The organism is Bacillus sp. FG16, assembly GCF_057809515.1.
This window is the reverse complement of the sequence record NZ_JBMDKC010000012.1, coordinates 1-17,468: the sequence shown is the minus strand read 5'-3', so window position 1 is coordinate 17,468 and position 17,468 is coordinate 1. Positions and strand designations below refer to the sequence as shown.

Below are 17,468 nucleotides of genomic sequence, written 5' to 3'. Positions count from 1 at the left end.
GATGGCTATCCCATCTATTTCAGTATATAAAATGCCAATTGAATCAGAACTACCAAAAAATAAAGTGAATTGGACACCAGATCCGAAACGTGCAGTACTTTTAATTCATGACATGCAAGAATATTTTCTTGATGCATATAGCGATAAAGAATCACCAAAAGTAGAACTTATTTCAAATATTAAAATGATAAGAGAAAAATGTAAGGAACTTGGTATACCAGTTGTTTATACAGCACAACCTGGTGGACAAACGTTAGAACAACGAGGTTTATTACAAGACTTTTGGGGTGACGGTATTCCTGCTGGACCAGATAAAAAGAAAATTGTTGATGAACTTACTCCTGATGAAGATGATATATTCCTAACAAAATGGAGATATAGTGCATTTAAAAAGACAAATCTATTAGAAATTTTAAATGAACAAGGAAGAGATCAACTCATTATTTGCGGTATTTATGCGCATATTGGCTGTCTTTTAACAGCTTGTGAAGCATTTATGGATGGTATAGAGCCGTTCTTTGTAGCAGATGCAGTTGCTGATTTTTCACTAGAGCATCATAAACAAGCATTGGAGTATGCATCTAATAGATGTGCAGTAACGACATCAACAAACCTACTGTTAAAAGATTTACAAAGTGTAAAAGGTGATGAGAGTGAAGGAATCACTATACAGGAAGTGCATGAACTAGTTGCACAACTACTTCGTGAGCCAGTAGAGAGTATTGATATTGATGAGGACTTATTAAATAGAGGGCTTGATTCGGTCAGAATTATGAGTTTAGTAGAGAAATGGCGTCGTGAAGGGAAAGAAATCACTTTTGCAGATTTAGCAGAACGTCCAACTGTTACAGGTTGGTACAGTTTACTATCTTCACAAACAGCACAGGTGCTGTAACAAATAGACTACATAATAAAGGGGTAGTAAAGAATGCCTAACAGTCAAAAGATTCGTCATTCGTTATCATCTGCGCAGTCTGGTATGTGGTTTGCGCAACAATTAGATCCGCTTAATCCGATATATAATACTGGGGAATATGTAGAAATAAATGGAAATATTCATCAAGACATTTTTGAATTAGCTGTACGTAAAGTTGTAATGGAAGCAGAGGCACTTCACGTTCGCTTCGAAGAGGATGAAATTGGCCCATGGCAAGTTGTTGAAGAATCACAGTTTCATATGCATTTTATTGACGTTCGTAAAGAAGAAAACCCTGAAGAAGCTGCTAAAGTATGGATGAAAAATGATTTATCTATACCAGTCAATTTGAAAAAAGATATATTATTTACTGAAGCACTTATTCAAGTTGAAAATAATCGTTTCTTTTGGTATCAGCGCATCCATCACATTGTGATGGATGGCTATGGATTTTCACTTCTTAGCCAAAAGGTAGCGAATGAGTATACATCACTTATAGAAGAAACAAACAAGAGTCAAAAGCCATTTGGTTCTCTTGCAAAAGTCGTGCAAGAAGATATTGAGTATCGTGAGTCTAAACAATTTCAGGAAAATCGTACTTTTTGGTTAGAAAAGTTTGCGGATGCCCCAGAAGTTGTAAGTTTGGCAGAACGAGCACCGAGAACATCAAATGGATTTTCACGAGAAACAGCTTATTTATCTAGTTCTAGCACGAAAACTTTACTAGAAGATATCAATATTTCGTTAACAAGTTGGCCGGAATTCATTGTCGCTGTAACAAGTATTTATATGCATAAATTAACAGGTGAAAATGATATTGTTTTAGGTTTACCGATGATGGGACGTCTAGGTTCTGTATCTATTCATACACCAAGTATGGTAATGAATTTAGTTCCACTTCGTATTACAGTAACTCCAAATATAACTCTTGCGGAATTATTGCAGCAAGTTTCTAAAGAAATTCGAGATGTACGTCACCATCATAAATACCGTCATGAGGAATTAAGAAGAGACTTAAAGTTACTAGGTGAAAATCAAAGGTTGTTTGGACCGTTAGTGAATGTTATGCCTTTTGATTACAGGCTTAATTTTGCTGGAAATCGTGGTATTACACATAACTTATCAGCAGGACCTGTAGATGATTTATCGATAAATGTATATAAACGTTTTGATCAAAATGAGCTAATGATTCATTTTGATGCGAATCCCGAAGTATATAATGGCGCAGAGCTAGCATTGCATAAAGAAAGATTTATGAATCTATTTGAATTAGTAATAAATAATTATGAGAAAAACGAGTCGATTGGAAAAATAAACATTACTCTGCCTGAAGAAAATCATAAAGTTTTATTGGAATGGAATGAAACGAAGGAAGATGATGAGTTAATTAGTCTACCTATATCATTTGAAAAACAAGTGCAAAAAAATCCAAATAAACTAGCGATTACTTGTGACGGTGTAAACCTTACGTATAAAGAGCTAAATGAACGAGCGAATGAACTAGCACATTATTTAGTAGAAGAAGGAATACGACCAAATCAGTTTGTAGCTTTAGTATTCCCTAGATCAATAGAAATGGTAGTTAGTATGCTAGCAGTCGTAAAGGCTGGTGCAGCGTATTTACCAATAGATCCAGAATACCCAGCAGAAAGAGTTAATTATATAGTAAATGATGCAAAACCAGTTTGTATCATAACACATTCATCTGTTTCATCTAAGTTAGTTATAGAAAATGATATGAAAAAAATTGTATTAGATGATGAAGAAACGAAAATAGCGTTACATACATATTCTCGTATGAATATAGCATGTAAGAATGATGTATCACTTTTAAACCCAGCCTATACAATATATACTTCAGGCTCAACAGGAAACCCAAAAGGTGTAATCGTTCCTATGAGAGGTTTAAGTAACTTTTTAATGGCTATGCAACAAAAGTTTTCATTAAATGAAAATGATCATTTATTAGCAGTTACAACGTTTGCGTTTGATATTTCTGCTCTAGAAATTTATTTACCTCTTATTAGTGGTGCAAGTTTAACAATTGCGCAAAAAGAAGACATACAAGAGCCATCAGCATTAACGACACTTTTACAAGAAGAAAGAGTGACCATTATGCAGGCTACACCGACGCTTTGGCAGGCGTTAGTAACTGATTATCCAGAAAAGCTACAAGGGCTAAACATACTAGTTGGTGGTGAAGCTCTTCCAGCGCATTTAGCAAATAAATTAAAAGAATTAGGTTGCTCAATAACTAATTTATATGGACCAACTGAAACGACGATTTGGTCTACTTTCATGAACATTGATGCAGGTGAAAAGGGTATACCTCCTATCGGAAAGCCAATTTGCAACACAGAAGTGTATGTATTGGATGCAGGGTTACAACCAGTTCCACCTGGAGTTATTGGGGAATTATATATTGCAGGGGAAGGACTTGCAAGCGGATATTTAGGAAAACCTGAGTTAACAGCTGAACGGTTTGTTGCAAATCCTTATGGAGAATCAGGGAAGCGCATGTACCGTACAGGAGATCTTGTGAAATGGCGTAGTGATGGTGCGTTAGAGTACATTAGTCGCGCAGATCATCAAATTAAAATTCGTGGATTCAGAATTGAATTAGCTGAAATTGAAACGGTATTACAACGACATGAAAATATTCAACAAGCGGTAGTAATGGTACGAGAAGATCGTCCAAATGATAAACGCATCATTGCGTATATCGTTGCAGAAGAAAAGGAACCGATTAATCTTTCAGAAATTCGTTCTTATGTTTCAGAAAGTTTAGCGAATTATATGATACCATCGGCATTTGTTGTGCTAGAAGAATTACCATTAACGCCAAATGGTAAGGTTGACAGAAAGAAATTACCTGCTCCTGATTTTAATGGAATGAACAATGAGAGGGTTGCTAGAAATCCGAAAGAAGAAATATTATGTGATTTATTTGCAGAAGTACTTGGTGTTTCTCGAATTAGCATTGATGATAATTTCTTTGAAATGGGTGGACATTCACTTCTCGCATCTCGTTTAATGGCAAGAATTCGTGAAACGTTAAGTGTGGAATTAGGAATTGGGAAACTATTTGAATCACCAACTGTTGCCGAACTGGCGAAACAATTAAACCATGCAAAAAGTGCAAGACCAGCTATTCAGAAAGCAAGTAGGCCAAATGAAATTCCACTTTCATTTGCACAGCGCAGGTTATGGTTCTTAAATTGTTTAGAAGGTCCAAGTCCTACTTATAATATTCCGCTAGTCATTCGTATGAATGGAATATTGAATCGGGAAGCATTACAAGGTGCTTTTTATGATGTAGTTGAGAAACATGAAACACTTAGAACAATTTTCCCTAACGTATTAGGTAGTTCCTATCAGAAAATTTTAGATATGGAAAACTTAAATCTAGAAATGGTAATAACTAATACATGTAAAGATGAATTAGAAAGTGCACTTTCAAAGGCGGTAAGATATAGTTTTAACCTCGATATTGAGCCGGCAGTTCGTTTGCAACTTTTTACAGTGAGTGAAACCGAACATGTATTATTAATTCTATTGCATCATATTGTAGGTGATGGCTGGTCATTACAGCCGTTAACGAGAGATTTTACAGCGGCGTATAAAGCACGATGTCAAGGTGACAGAGTTCAGCTGGAGACACTACCCGTTCAATACGCAGATTATGCACTTTGGCAACAGCAATTGCTAGGTGATGAAACGACACCAGAGAGTCTTATTTCAACACAATTAGATTTTTGGAAAGAAGAACTTAAAGGTTTACCAGACCAAATGGAGTTACCTACAGATTTCCAGCGTCCAATTGAGACGAGTTACCGCGGGGAAACAATTCATTTTCATATAGATGAAGGTATGCATAGTAGGTTAGTAGAGCTTGCACGTAAAAATGGAGTTAGTTTGTTTATGGTATTGCAAGCAGGGCTTAGTGCACTATTTACAAGATTAGGTGCAGGAACTGATATACCAATTGGAAGTCCGATTGCTGGAAGAAATGATGATGTACTTTCAGATATTGTTGGTTTATTTGTAAATACATTAGTGTTACGTACAAATACTTCAGGAGATCCAAGTTTTAAAGAATTATTAAATAGAGTGAAGCAGGTAAATCTTGCAGCTTATGAAAATCAAGATGTTCCATTTGAAAGGCTTGTTGAAGTGTTAAATCCAGTACGTACTCGAAACAGCCACCCGTTGTTTCAAGTTATGTTAGCTTTTCAAAATACACCAGAAGCAACGTTTCATGCACCAGATTTAGAAGCGAGCCTTGAAATTCAAAGCGTTGGTTCTGCAAAATTTGATTTAACATTTGAAATTAGTGAGAGTAACGGGGTTGATGGTACTCCGAACGGTTTACATGGATTACTAGAGTTTAGTACCGATTTATATAAACGTGAAACGGTTCAAAAACTAATAGAACGATTCATTTTGTTATTAGATGATGCAGCTACAAATCCGGATCAATCAATTGGCAGATTAGAAATATTAACTGTAGCAGAGAAAAATACAGTGTTAGAAAAGTGGAATGGTGGTTTTCAAATTGTACCAGAGATGACATTGCCACAATTGTTTGAAAAGCAGGCTCATATAAATCCAAATTCTATAGCTGTTGTCTTTGAAGATAAGAAATTAACTTATGAAGAGTTAAATAGAAAAGCAAATAAAATAGCTCGATTCCTAATAGCAAAAGGGATTGGTCCTGATCAACTCGTTGCTTTAGCGATGCCAAGATCATTAAACATGGTTGTAAGCTTATTAGCTGTTCTTAAAGCTGGTGCTGGATACCTTCCGTTAGATCCAGATTACCCAGCAGACCGCATTTCATTTATGCTACACGATGCGAAACCATCATGTGTTTTAACGAATTCAGAAGTGGAAATTGAATGTGATGAGGCACTAAAAGTTTTAGTTGATGATGTGAAAGTAATAGCAGAAGTTGAGAAATATAGTGATGACAATATTGATGAAGTGGAACGAATTAAGCCATTATCTCCATCACATATTGCTTACGTTATTTATACGTCAGGCTCAACGGGTAGACCGAAAGGCGTTATGATACCTCATCAAAATGTAGTAAGACTTTTAGGAGCAACTGATCATTGGTTCCAGTTTGACGGAAACGATGTTTGGACGATGTTCCATTCATACGCTTTTGATTTCTCGGTTTGGGAAATTTGGGGACCTTTATTATACGGAGGGCGTTTAGTTGTAGTGCCACATACTGTAAGTCGCTCACCGAAAGAATTTTTACAGCTTCTTGTTAAAGAAAAGGTTACGGTTTTAAACCAAACTCCATCAGCGTTCTATCAATTGATGCAAGCAGATCGTGAAAATGAAGAGATTGGCCAAAAATTATCTTTACGATATGTTGTTTTTGGAGGAGAAGCACTTGAGCTAAGTCGCTTAGAAGATTGGTATAGTCGACATCCTCATAACGCACCAAAGCTTATTAATATGTACGGTATTACGGAGACGACAGTACATGTTAGTTATATTGAATTAGATGAAACTATCGTCTCTTTACGAGCAAATAGTTTAATTGGGTGCAGTATACCTGACCTTAAAGTGTATGTGTTAGACAACTATTTACAACCAGTGCCACCTGGAGTAGTTGGAGAAATGTATGTTGCAGGTGCAGGGCTTGCGCGTGGATATTTAGGAAGAGCAGGATTAACGGCTGAACGCTTTATCGCAGATCCATTTGGAAAGCCAGGTACAAGAATGTATCGTACAGGAGACTTAGCTCGCTGGCGTAAAGATGGGACGCTAGATTATATAGGACGTGCAGATCATCAAATAAAAATTCGTGGATTCCGAATTGAATTAGGAGAAATAGAAGCAGTCATAATGAAGCACCCTAAAGTTGAGCAAGTAGCCGTTATTGTACGGGAAGATCAGCCAGGGGATAAACGGTTAGTTTCTTATATCGTTGCATTAAATAATGAAGCGATTGATACGAATGAAATGCGTCAGTTTGCTAGTGGTAGTTTACCAGATTATATGGTTCCATACGCTTTTGTAGTAGTAAATGAGTTACCTTTAACTCCAAACGGTAAGTTAGATAGAAAGGCATTGCCAGCTCCAGAATTTATTGCATCATCTTCTAGTCGTGGTCCAAGAACACCGCAAGAAGAAATGTTATGTGACTTGTTTACAGAAGTGCTAAGTGTACCTCAAATTGGAATTGATGACGGATTCTTTGATCTTGGTGGCCATTCACTCCTTGCAGTGCAGCTTATGAGCCGCATTAAAGAGGCGCTTGGAGTGGAACTAAACATTGGTACTTTATTTGCAGCACCGACTGTTGCAGGGTTAGCTGAAAGACTTGAGATGGGGAATGGTCAAAGTGCACTTGATGTGTTGCTTCCATTACGAGCAAGCGGGGATCAATTACCACTATTTTGTGTACATCCAGCAGGTGGATTAAGTTGGTGCTATGCAGGACTTATGAAATCTTTAGGAACAGATTATCCAATCTATGGTGTACAAGCACGTGGTATCGCTAAAAATGAAGAACTTCCAAAAAGTTTAGAGGAGATGGCGGCGGATTACTTGAAACACGTTCGTGAAGTACAGCCTCATGGACCATATCGTTTATTAGGTTGGTCGCTTGGAGGAAATGTTGTGCATGCAATGGCGGCGCAACTACAAAATGAAGGGGAAGAAGTAGAATTACTCGTTATGCTTGATTCTTATCCTGGACACTTCTTACCGAATACGGAAGCGCCTACTGAAGAGGAAGCGTTAATCGCATTACTCGCTTTAGGAGGATATGACCCAGATAACATGGATGGTAAACCACTTACAATGGAAAGTGCAGTTGAAATCCTTCGTAAAGATGGAAGTGCATTAGCAAGTCTTGAAGAAGAGACTATATTGAACTTGAAAGAAACATATGTAAATTCAGTAGGGTTGTTAGGGAAATATGTACCGAAAGTTTATAACGGAGACATCTTATTCTTTAGATCTACTGTTATACCAGACTGGTTTGATCCTATTTCTCCAAATACGTGGCTAAATTATTTAGATGGGCAAATTGTGCAGCATGATATTGACTGTAGACATAAAGATTTATGTCAGCCAGGTCCACTTACGGAAATTGGACAAGTATTAGCGAAATATTTGCAGAATAAGAAAGGGGTAAGTAGAGTATGACGAATCCATTTGAAAATGATAATTACACATATAAAGTATTAATAAATGAGGAGGGCCAGTATTCTCTCTGGCCTGCTTTTCTCGATGTACCTATTGGCTGGAGTGTCGTATATGAAGAAGCTAGTAGGCAGAGTTGCTTAGAATATGTTGAATATAACTGGAAAGATTTGAATCCAAAAAGTAATCAAGTTCGTGAAAAAACATTAGCAGGAAAACGATAATGAAAGCAAAACTAAATCCAAAAGTAGTCGTAAGTATCGTTTATATAACTGCGATGTTTATGGCTGCGATGGATGCAACGATTGTAAATGTAGCACTACAAACGATAAGTAAAGAACTGCAAGTACCTCCATCTGCAATGGGGACGGTTAATGTTGGGTATTTAGTTAGTTTAGCTGTTTTCCTTCCGATTTCTGGTTGGTTAGGAGATCGATTTGGTACGAAAAGAGTATTTTTAATTGCTCTTTTCGTATTTACAATTGCCTCTGCTTTATGCGGAATGGCTAACGATATTACTTCATTGAATATTTTCCGTATTATTCAAGGTGCTGGTGGAGGGCTTTTAACACCGGTCGGAATGGCGATGTTATTTCGAACATTTTCACCAGAGGAAAGACCGAAGATTTCTCGGTTCATTGTACTTCCAATTGCTGTAGCACCAGCAATTGGTCCTATCATCGGTGGTTTCTTTGTAGATCAAATGTCTTGGCGTTGGGCATTTTATATTAATCTACCGTTTGGAATCGTTGCATTGCTCTTTGGACTTCTATTTTTAGCAGAGCATGTTGAAAAATCAGCTGGTCGCTTTGATTCTCTCGGCTTTATTTTATCAGCACCAGGATTCGCGATGCTCATATATGCACTCAGCCAGGGACCATCAAAAGGGTGGATTTCTCCAGAAATTATGAGTACTGGGATAGCTGGGGTTGTATTCATTACATTGTTTATAATCGTAGAACTGAAAGTAAAGCAACCAATGTTAGATTTACGCTTATTAAAAGAACCAGTCTTTAGAAAGATGAGCCTTATATCATTATTTTCATCAGCTGGTTTACTAGGAATGTTATTTGTTTTTCCACTTATGTATCAAAATGTGATAGGAGTTTCCGCGCTAGAATCAGGACTTACGACATTTCCAGAGGCGATTGGATTAATGATTTCTTCACAAATTGTGCCATGGTCATATAAGAAATTAGGAGCTCGAAAGGTAATTTCTATAGGATTAATTTGTACGGCGATTATCTTTGTTTTATTAAGTTTTGTAAATCACGATACGAATCCGTGGCAAATTCGGGCATTATTGTTTGGTATCGGTATTTTCTTAGGTCAATCTGTCGGTGCGGTTCAATTTTCTGCCTTTAACAATATCACGCCGCCTTCCATGGGGAGAGCGACTACTATATTCAATGTGCAAAATCGATTAGGTTCAGCGATAGGAGTAGCTGTTTTAGCTAGTATACTAGCTGGTTTTGGAAGTAATAACGTTCAATCCGATTTTTTACCATATCAAGCAGCATTAATTGGATCAGCAATATTTTTGCTCATAGCACTACTATTTTCTTTACGTATTTCCGATAAAGAGGTAATGTCAAATAAGAAAGAAAAAACATTATCTGTATCAAAAAAAGAGAAAGCACTCGTCAATGAATAACAATATACGTATGCTTTTTTATGAAAATTGATATTCGTTGAATAAAGGAGAGTTTACATGATAGAAAGTAAAGTTGTAGATTCTGTTCCAACTTTGAATGAGAATGATTGTCAAATATGGTGGGCAAGAATTTCAGATTTACAATCATGGCATTACAATTTACTAAATGATATAGAGCGAGAGAAAGCAAATTCGTATCATCATTCGGCAGATCGAGCTCGTTTTATAATAGGTTGCGTAATTAGTAGATTAGTTCTCGGCAAGATACTTTCTATGTCACCAGTCCAAGTACCAATTGATCGAATGTGCTCCGTATGTAAATTGCAACATGGTAGACCACAATTACCAGAAGGTATGCCGCAATTATCTGTTTCGCATTCAGGTGAGTGGGTTGTCGTTGCATTTACAAAATCTGCACCTGTTGGCATAGATGTAGAACAAATGAATCCAAATGTAGATGTTGTGAAAATGGCAGAAGGTGTATTAACAGACATTGAAATAGCGCAAGTTATGAAACTACCAAATGAACAGAAAATAGAAGGTTTTTTAACATATTGGACTCGAAAAGAAGCGGTGCTGAAAGCGACAGGCGAAGGACTATTGATTCCACCAGTACATATTACAGTATCAGCTCCAAATAATCCTCCAAAATTGTTAGTTTTTAAGGATAAGCAAGAGTTGGCAGATAATACAATGATGGAAGATGTAAGACCTAGTTTAGATTATATGGCTTCTGTTGCAGTATTCAGTAAGGAAGTGACTGAAATTACGCAATTAGACGCGGTAGCACTTTTAAATCTTAAATAAAAAAATTATAGAAGAGGTGTTCCTCATGTTAGTGGCGGAAAATAGAAAGAATGAATTCACTTATAACATACAAGCAATTAAAAATATTTTATTTTCTGGAGATACATCATCCATTCATGCTTTAGAAAAGCTTTTAAATGATACAGTTCAGTTTGATGTTCTTGAACAAGAGGCACTTGGTAGACAGTACATTCCGAAAGAAGCAAAGAATTTCTTTGATAAAGATGGAACATTTCTTTACCGTGTATCTAATGTTAGTTATAAAGGCAAGGTGTTATCTGAAAATCTAATTTTTGCAGACACTTCGTTTTTACCAGACGCAATAAAGAGTGAATTAGAGAGTGGAAATATTCCTGTTGAAAAGCTTATAGAAAAGATGGAAGTAAGAAGAAACGTATTATATGAAGGATATCAGCCATCTGGAAATATTATCGAATTGTTTGATGGATGTTCTGTTACAGCGAATGTGTATCCAACTAGAAAGTATCAAATTGTAAGTAACTGCAAATGTGTATTTTATATTTGTGAAGTGTATCATGCAGAGAATATAAAGCAATTGCTTAAATAAAAACAAGAAACCAGCCTATAAAATGGCTGGTTTCTTGTTTATTTAACAGCTTCTTTTAATTCTTTACCTGCTTTAAATGCAGGAACTTTACCAGCTGCGATTTGAATTTCTTCGCCAGTTTGCGGATTACGTCCTGTACGAGCAGATCTTTCGCGCACTTCAAAAGTTCCAAATCCGATTAATTGAACTTTATCGCCAGATTGTAATGCATTAGCAATTGTGTCAAATACGGATTGTACAGCTGCAGAAGCGTCCTTTTGAGAAATATCAGCTGATTGTGCTACGTTTTTAATTAATTCTGTTTTGTTCATGTTTTCACCTCATAAAAAAATTTTTGGAATGAATGTTTTAGTATAATAGATAGTAAAGATAAAGCTATCACTATGATTAGAAATAATACTATATAATTATGTTAATTTCGTTGCAAGAGACTGAATCCCTTCTATTATTTGGGGATTAATTAAGAATCGATGCATATAAAAAGCTTTAGTATGAGGATGAGGGGGAGTATACGAATGATTTTTCGTGAAAAAAATGAGAAGGAAAGTATATTAATTCGTCAACATGATCATGGTTTTTTAGCTGGAGAGATTGCAAAGCATATAAAAGAAGACTTCTTTGAAGGTAAAACATATTTAAAAGAAACAGTTGATGCAATATATGAGCATGACAGAGGATGGATAGAGCTAGATAAAGTACCAATTTTAAATGATGCTAAAAATATTCCATATACATTTATGGATTGTCCAAGCCCATTACGTTTTGTTTTTTATACGATTGGCTTGAATGAAATTGAAAATTCTAATCCATACGGGGCATTGCTTTGCAGTAAACATTTTTTATCATTTCCACTAAACGAGGAAGATGAAGAGATGATGTCATTTTATAAACATGAATTAGAACGACAAAAAAGAATTTTGAAAACGTTAACAAAGGAACAGTTTGCGATGTTTGATAAACATTATAGATTATTAAAGTTTTGTGATGAACTTTCTTTATACGTATGTATGAATAAGCCTGGTGTAAAAAAGAAAGATGAAATTGATTTATTTAAAGATGGTTTTGAAGGAACAGAAATGTTTAATAGTAAGGATGAGAAACTTATTCAAGCTGAATGGGTGGACGAGGAAACAATTCGGATTACACCATTTCCATTTCAAACGGAATTTCATACGTATGTAAAATATAAAACGATAAATAAACATGAAACGAAAGAAAAAGGGATTGCAAAGGTTGATAGAGAATCGGAAACGAAGAAACAAATTATTCGTTTCATACAATAGGGAGGTAATATAAATTGAAAGATTATATATTAAAACAGTTTGATTACCATGCTTGGGCTAATACTAGATTATTCAATCGATTAAAAGAGTTACCAAACTATGAGACAATTTTTAATGAGCAGATACAGAGTGTATTCCCATCCATTAAGGATACTTTTGTGCATATTTATATTACAGATCAAGTGTGGTTACACATATTGCATGGTAAAAGTATGAATGAAGCAATACAAGACCGAGAAAATTTACGAAAACAAATTGAAACTAAATCGTTACATGAATTAGAAAAAATGTTTGAAAACATGGCAAATCAATATAAAGACTTTTTAATTACAATACAAGACGTAAATGCTGTATTTGTTATTGAGAACCCATATGCAGAGGCATTAGAAACTTCAATTTTAGAGTTAGTACAACATGTCGTAAATCATGGTACATATCATAGAGGAAATATAACAGCGATGATCCGTCAACTTGGTCATTCGTCGACAATGATGGATTTTGTACTGTATTTACATATGGTTAAAAAGCAGGGAGAGTAATATAGTTTGTAAGAAGGAGAGGCTTTAATTATAGAAGTCTCTCCTTCTATTTTATTCCACATTCATGGTAGATCGACTGATTAAAGTTTTCTTAAGAAGCTTTATTTTCTTGTAATTGCTTAGCGTATTGTACAGCCTTAAGTGCATTGACTCTACCATTTTTCCAGTACGTACCTGTACCACTAATTTTATCAGAAGTTGACTCAATAATTTGGCGGATTTGTGTATTGCTATATCCTTGATTTGCTAAAAGGGCAGCGACTCCTGCAACATGAGGTGTTGCCATAGATGTACCACTTAATGATTGATACGTGCTTCCTTTATATGTGGAATATATATTTGAACCTGGTGCTGCAACATCTACCCAGCTACCATAAGTAGAAAATGAAGATTTCTTATCTGCTTGATCTGTAGAAGCAACTGCAATCACTTCGCTGTAATAAGCAGGGTAATTAGCTTTTGTATTTCCAGCATTTCCAGCAGCTGCAACTATAACAGAGCCTTTATTCCATGCATATTGAACGGCTTGTTGTAATGCAGTACCACCATTTGGAGCTCCTAAACTTAAACTAATTACTTTTGCACCTGAATCAGCAGCTTCTCGAATACCTTGCGCTACAGCATCAAGAGTACCACTTCCTTGATTATCTAATACGCGGACAGCATAAATTGAAGTTTGTGGGGCAACACCAGCAATTCCGACACTGTTATTCGTAAGTGCTCCAGTAATTCCAGCGCAATGTGTACCATGACCATTACCATCATCAGATGTATTGTCATTATCAACATAATCATGCCCGTAAATTACTTTTGAAGCCAAATCAGGATGTGAACCTTGAACTCCTGTATCAATAATAGCTACTTTTACACCAGGATCACTTCGTTGGCTATCCCAAGCTTGTGGAGCTTGAATTTTTTGTAATCCGTATTGATTGTTAAAATATGGGTCGTTTGGAGTCCAAAAGGCGTGAACGTAATAATTCGGTTCTGCATATTCTACATCTGGATTATTTTTATAACTCTTTATTTTTTCTTTTACAGTACCTTTTGAAAATTGAACGACTTCAAAACCTAGTTTATCATCTTTAGATAAGACATTAGCTCCGACAGATTTATGAAAAGATTGCACATTACTTAAAGATGCATTTTGCTTGAACTTAACGATTAATTGGTTAGGAACGTAATCAGTAGATGATGTTTCAGCGCTTGAAGTATTCGTGTTAAAGAAGAAACCACCAATGATAAATGATAAAACTGATAGGAAAACAATGATTTTGTTTTTCAAAAGATTTTTCCTCCCTTTTCTTGGATGAGTTTTTCAGCGACACTTTAATGTCGCATTCCTTTTCAACTATATAGTTAGACCATACGATTTATGACATTTATGTGAAAAACTTTTGGAGGAATAAAAAGGAGTAAACATTGATATAAATATATTTTTAATGATAGTAATTAAGTAAAAGAGGGGATGAAAAAAGGAATGCTCATCATGTATGAGTCATTCCTTTTTTCATAGATTAACTTGCCTGTTTTTTATTATTTTCTTTCAATTTCTCTGCTTGTAAAAAGCGATTCGTTTCAGCAACAACAATACTACTTAATCCAATTAGACCAATTAAGTTTGGAATGGCCATAAGTCCATTTGCAATATCAGCAAATGTCCATACGATTCCTAGCTTTAAATTAGCACCAATTGCAATCATGACGATAAAGATTGCTTTATAATATTTAACAGCACTTTCTCCGAATAAATAAGCTACACATTTTTCTCCATAATACGACCAGCCTAAAATAGTAGAGTAGGCAAATAAAATAATTGCGATACCGAGAATCATACTACCAGCAGTACCAAATACAGATTGGAATGCAAGTGTTGTAGCTTCAACGCCTGTTTTACCAGATTTCCAAGCACCTGTAGTAATTAATACTAGTCCTGTAATTGTACATACAATAAACGTATCTAGAAAAGTACCAGTCATTGAAACTAAAGCTTGCTTTGCAGGTGAATCAGTTTTTGCAGCCGCCGCAGCAATTGGTGCACTCCCTAAACCAGCTTCGTTCGCAAATACACCACGCGCCATTCCGATTTGAATAGCTGATGCAACTGTTGCCCCAATAAAACCACCAGCAGCTGCTGTACCATTAAATGCACCAGAAAAAATAAGTGAAAATGCTTCTGGAATTTGGTCGTAGTGATAGAAAATAATTATAAGACCAGCAATTATATAAAAGAAAGCTTTAATAGGAACGACATATCCCGTCACTTTCCCGATTTTTTTTACACCGCCTAAAATAACAATTGCGATTAAAAATGCCATTAGTATACCAGTTAAAGCAGGAGGGAAAGAGAAATTAATTCGCATTGCCTCTGCAACTGAATTAGATTGCACCATATTACCAATACCGAAAGAAGCAGTTGTACCGAATATAGCGAATAATACTGCCAGCCATTTCTTACCTAAACCACGTTCTAAATAATACATTGGTCCACCTGAATATTCACCATTTTCATTACTAACACGGTATTTCACTGCAAGTATTGCTTCAGCATACTTTGTTGCCATACCGAACAATGCGGTAATCCACATCCAAAATATTGCACCAGGTCCACCTATAGTAACAGCTGTTGCAACACCAGCGATATTTCCCATACCAATCGTTGCGGCCATTGCTGTCATAAGTGCTTGGAAGTGACTAATATCTCCAGAAGAAGAGGTATCTTCTGATTTTTTAAATGCTAGTTTGTGAGCGTATAATAGTTTACTAAACTGTAAACCTTTTAAACGCACTGTGAGAATGACACCAGTTCCAACGAGTAGCAACAAAGTTGGTAATCCCCACACGTATTGATTCAGTTGTTCTAATACTTTACTTACTGTCTCCATCTTTATTCTCCTTTTTTAGAAAAAATAAAAACCACTTCAAGTAAATGAAATGGTCTCTGGAGAAACAAGGGATAGAAAAATAAACCGATACAATCGGCTTTTTCTTTCGCTTGTCTCTGTCCTTTTACCTGAGAGATTATCCGCTAAAGTAGCGGATTTGCTCCTTCGGTGCTCGTTTTCCTCCGCGCTATATAAAAGCGAGAGGGAGTCTCTCCAGAGATTCGTCCCCATGCAGTTCTACTTGTAACCAAGACCTGAGAGTTTCAAAGTTGGTATAACAACTTTTTGCCCCGTCGGTAGATCAATAGACCTTCTCCTGAATGGTTCATCCGAATTATAAAATTTACAAACACATTGATTGTAAATCAATAAAAACATTATAGACATACAAATTGTGAATTGCAATCATTTTTTATTTTAAAATAGTAAATAGTTTTATTTTTTTGTAAGTCCTAATTTATCTTCAACTTCATTTAAAGTAGATAAAGCGATGACAATATGTTGATCCGCAAGTCCTAAAGCTTGTTTTGTTTTTTCAATAGTTTCATTGGTTGGAGTAGAGTTATTTGCTCCGTCTATAATCAAATTTGCTGCATCTTTCATGAAGTTTGATGCGGATTTAAACTGGGTTGTGAATTGAATTAGTTGTTTTTGTATATCTATATTTGTTATGTTTTCTTCAATTTTAAGCGTGTCTATTTCGTTCATAATTGTTTCATACCGCTTGGAAACAGCATTCATTGTAATTAATAGTTTATTTCGATCTACTGAATCTCCATTCGTGTTAATCTCTTCCCAGGCAGGCAACCAATCTTTTTCGATGATGTTATTATAAGTAGTAGTCAATTCATTAATTTTAGGTTGTAATTTCGTTTTGAAAGTTTTTGTATCCGCTGTTTCTACAGGTGCTTTTTCGTTGTTATTTTTAACATTAGTAACGTAGAAAATTGTACCGAAAATGATGAAAATAGAAATAATAACTGTCCATTTAGTAAAAAATAATTTCTGCAATATGTAACGCCTCCAAAATTTAAAAACTTATAATTATAATATATAACAATAATGTTGTTTGAAGTAGAGAAAATAGGTTAGAAATGATTTAAATTATATCTTTTCTATACATAAATAATTAAAGTTAGTAAAATGATGAAAGTTATATGTGAGAAAAGAGGGTTTTTAGTGAAAATGAATAGAAGAAAACTAGTTTCAAATATTTCAATGGCTATGTTATTAGTTGGTTTAATTGCATTCATATTTATGAATAAAGAATCTAAAATTAAAGGTTTTCCAGTACCAATGTCAGCAATTCATATTAACGATGATAAGGAAGAGGACTATCAATATATAAGTGTAATACCTATTACAAAAGCAAATGGATGGGAGAACTTAGGGGAAAACGGGCATACTGTTAGTTTTAAAAAAGGGGAGCGGAAGGTAACTGTATTACATTATCCAGGAGAAATTACGTATTCTATATTTGAAAAATAATTGATGATAAAAAAGATAGGGAGTAGATGATATTGTAGGATTGTTTACTTCCTATCTTTTTTAGTTTTTAATTCTGAATTGTTTGAATTAAAATTATTATGCGTATAGAATAAAATAGTATGTTTTTTGATGATATAGATAATCGGTAATACATAATTATA

The 17,468-nt window shown here is 35.2% G+C and carries 13 protein-coding genes and 1 riboswitch; of the genes, 9 read left to right on the top strand and 4 right to left on the bottom strand.

Features of this window, described 5'->3' with window-relative positions; all coding sequences use genetic code 11:
• The first annotated feature begins 1 nt into the window (after position 1).
• Genes ACODS7_RS06720 through ACODS7_RS06695 form a run of 6 tightly spaced genes read left to right on the top strand, consistent with a single transcriptional unit; the run spans position 2 to position 11,112 of the window.
• On the top strand, positions 2-895 hold the full coding sequence (locus ACODS7_RS06720) for an isochorismatase family protein (protein ID WP_029442251.1): 894 nt from the start codon (positions 2-4) through the stop codon (positions 893-895).
• A 33-nt stretch (positions 896-928) separates the two neighbouring features.
• The gene (locus ACODS7_RS06715; protein ID WP_243168107.1) at positions 929-8,086 is read left to right on the top strand and encodes an amino acid adenylation domain-containing protein; all 7,158 of its coding nucleotides are present in this window, start codon (positions 929-931) and stop codon (positions 8,084-8,086) included.
• Positions 8,083-8,307, top strand: coding sequence for an MbtH family protein (locus tag ACODS7_RS06710; RefSeq protein ID WP_000184060.1), 225 nt, complete (start codon positions 8,083-8,085; stop codon positions 8,305-8,307). Before ACODS7_RS06715 ends, ACODS7_RS06710 begins: the two co-directional genes overlap by 4 nt.
• Complete coding sequence (locus tag ACODS7_RS06705; protein ID WP_000644934.1) at positions 8,307-9,737, top strand: MDR family MFS transporter; 1,431 nt, start codon at positions 8,307-8,309, stop codon at positions 9,735-9,737. The genes ACODS7_RS06710 and ACODS7_RS06705 overlap by 1 nt, the downstream gene beginning before the upstream one ends.
• A 57-nt stretch (positions 9,738-9,794) precedes the next feature.
• Entirely contained in the window at positions 9,795-10,544 is a 750-nt protein-coding gene (gene sfp, locus ACODS7_RS06700; protein ID WP_048564095.1) for a 4'-phosphopantetheinyl transferase Sfp, read from the top strand.
• A 25-nt stretch (positions 10,545-10,569) separates the two neighbouring features.
• A complete protein-coding gene (locus ACODS7_RS06695; RefSeq protein WP_000959120.1) occupies positions 10,570-11,112 on the top strand; it encodes a hypothetical protein in 543 nt (180 codons plus the stop codon).
• 38 nt (positions 11,113-11,150) lie between these two features.
• Here ACODS7_RS06695 and ACODS7_RS06690 read toward each other — a convergent pair whose 3' ends face one another.
• Positions 11,151-11,423 (bottom strand): HU family DNA-binding protein, encoded by a 273-nt coding sequence (locus ACODS7_RS06690; RefSeq protein WP_001043905.1) that lies wholly within the window; start codon positions 11,421-11,423, stop codon positions 11,151-11,153.
• Between the two features lie 204 nt (positions 11,424-11,627).
• Here ACODS7_RS06690 and ACODS7_RS06685 point away from each other — a divergent pair, with 204 nt between their 5' ends.
• Together ACODS7_RS06685 and ACODS7_RS06680 are read left to right on the top strand one after the other, a co-directional pair.
• Positions 11,628-12,395: a DUF3891 family protein gene (locus ACODS7_RS06685; protein ID WP_043938677.1), complete on the top strand. Its 768-nt coding sequence runs from the start codon at positions 11,628-11,630 to the stop codon at positions 12,393-12,395.
• A gap of 14 nt (positions 12,396-12,409) precedes the next feature.
• Positions 12,410-12,934 carry a DinB family protein gene (locus ACODS7_RS06680; protein ID WP_043938679.1) on the top strand — a complete coding sequence of 175 codons (525 nt, stop codon included), beginning with the start codon at positions 12,410-12,412 and terminating at the stop codon, positions 12,932-12,934.
• Between the two features lie 91 nt (positions 12,935-13,025).
• Here the strand turns inward: ACODS7_RS06680 and ACODS7_RS06675 are convergent, their stop codons facing one another.
• From ACODS7_RS06675 to ACODS7_RS06665, 3 genes are all read right to left on the bottom strand, one after another.
• Positions 13,026-14,219, bottom strand: a complete 1,194-nt coding sequence (locus tag ACODS7_RS06675; RefSeq protein WP_043938680.1) for a S8 family peptidase — start codon at positions 14,217-14,219, stop codon at positions 13,026-13,028.
• Between the two features lie 232 nt (positions 14,220-14,451).
• Positions 14,452-15,819, bottom strand: a complete 1,368-nt coding sequence (locus ACODS7_RS06670) for an alanine/glycine:cation symporter family protein (protein ID WP_043938682.1) — start codon at positions 15,817-15,819, stop codon at positions 14,452-14,454.
• Between the two features lie 106 nt (positions 15,820-15,925).
• Positions 15,926-16,046: riboswitch (glycine riboswitch) on the bottom strand.
• A gap of 208 nt (positions 16,047-16,254) precedes the next feature.
• On the bottom strand, positions 16,255-16,830 hold the full coding sequence (locus tag ACODS7_RS06665; RefSeq protein WP_048564094.1) for a hypothetical protein: 576 nt from the start codon (positions 16,828-16,830) through the stop codon (positions 16,255-16,257).
• A gap of 132 nt (positions 16,831-16,962) precedes the next feature.
• Here ACODS7_RS06665 and ACODS7_RS06660 point away from each other — a divergent pair, with 132 nt between their 5' ends.
• On the top strand, positions 16,963-17,307 hold the full coding sequence (locus tag ACODS7_RS06660; protein ID WP_043315206.1) for a hypothetical protein: 345 nt from the start codon (positions 16,963-16,965) through the stop codon (positions 17,305-17,307).
• Positions 17,308-17,468: the final 161 nt, after the last annotated feature.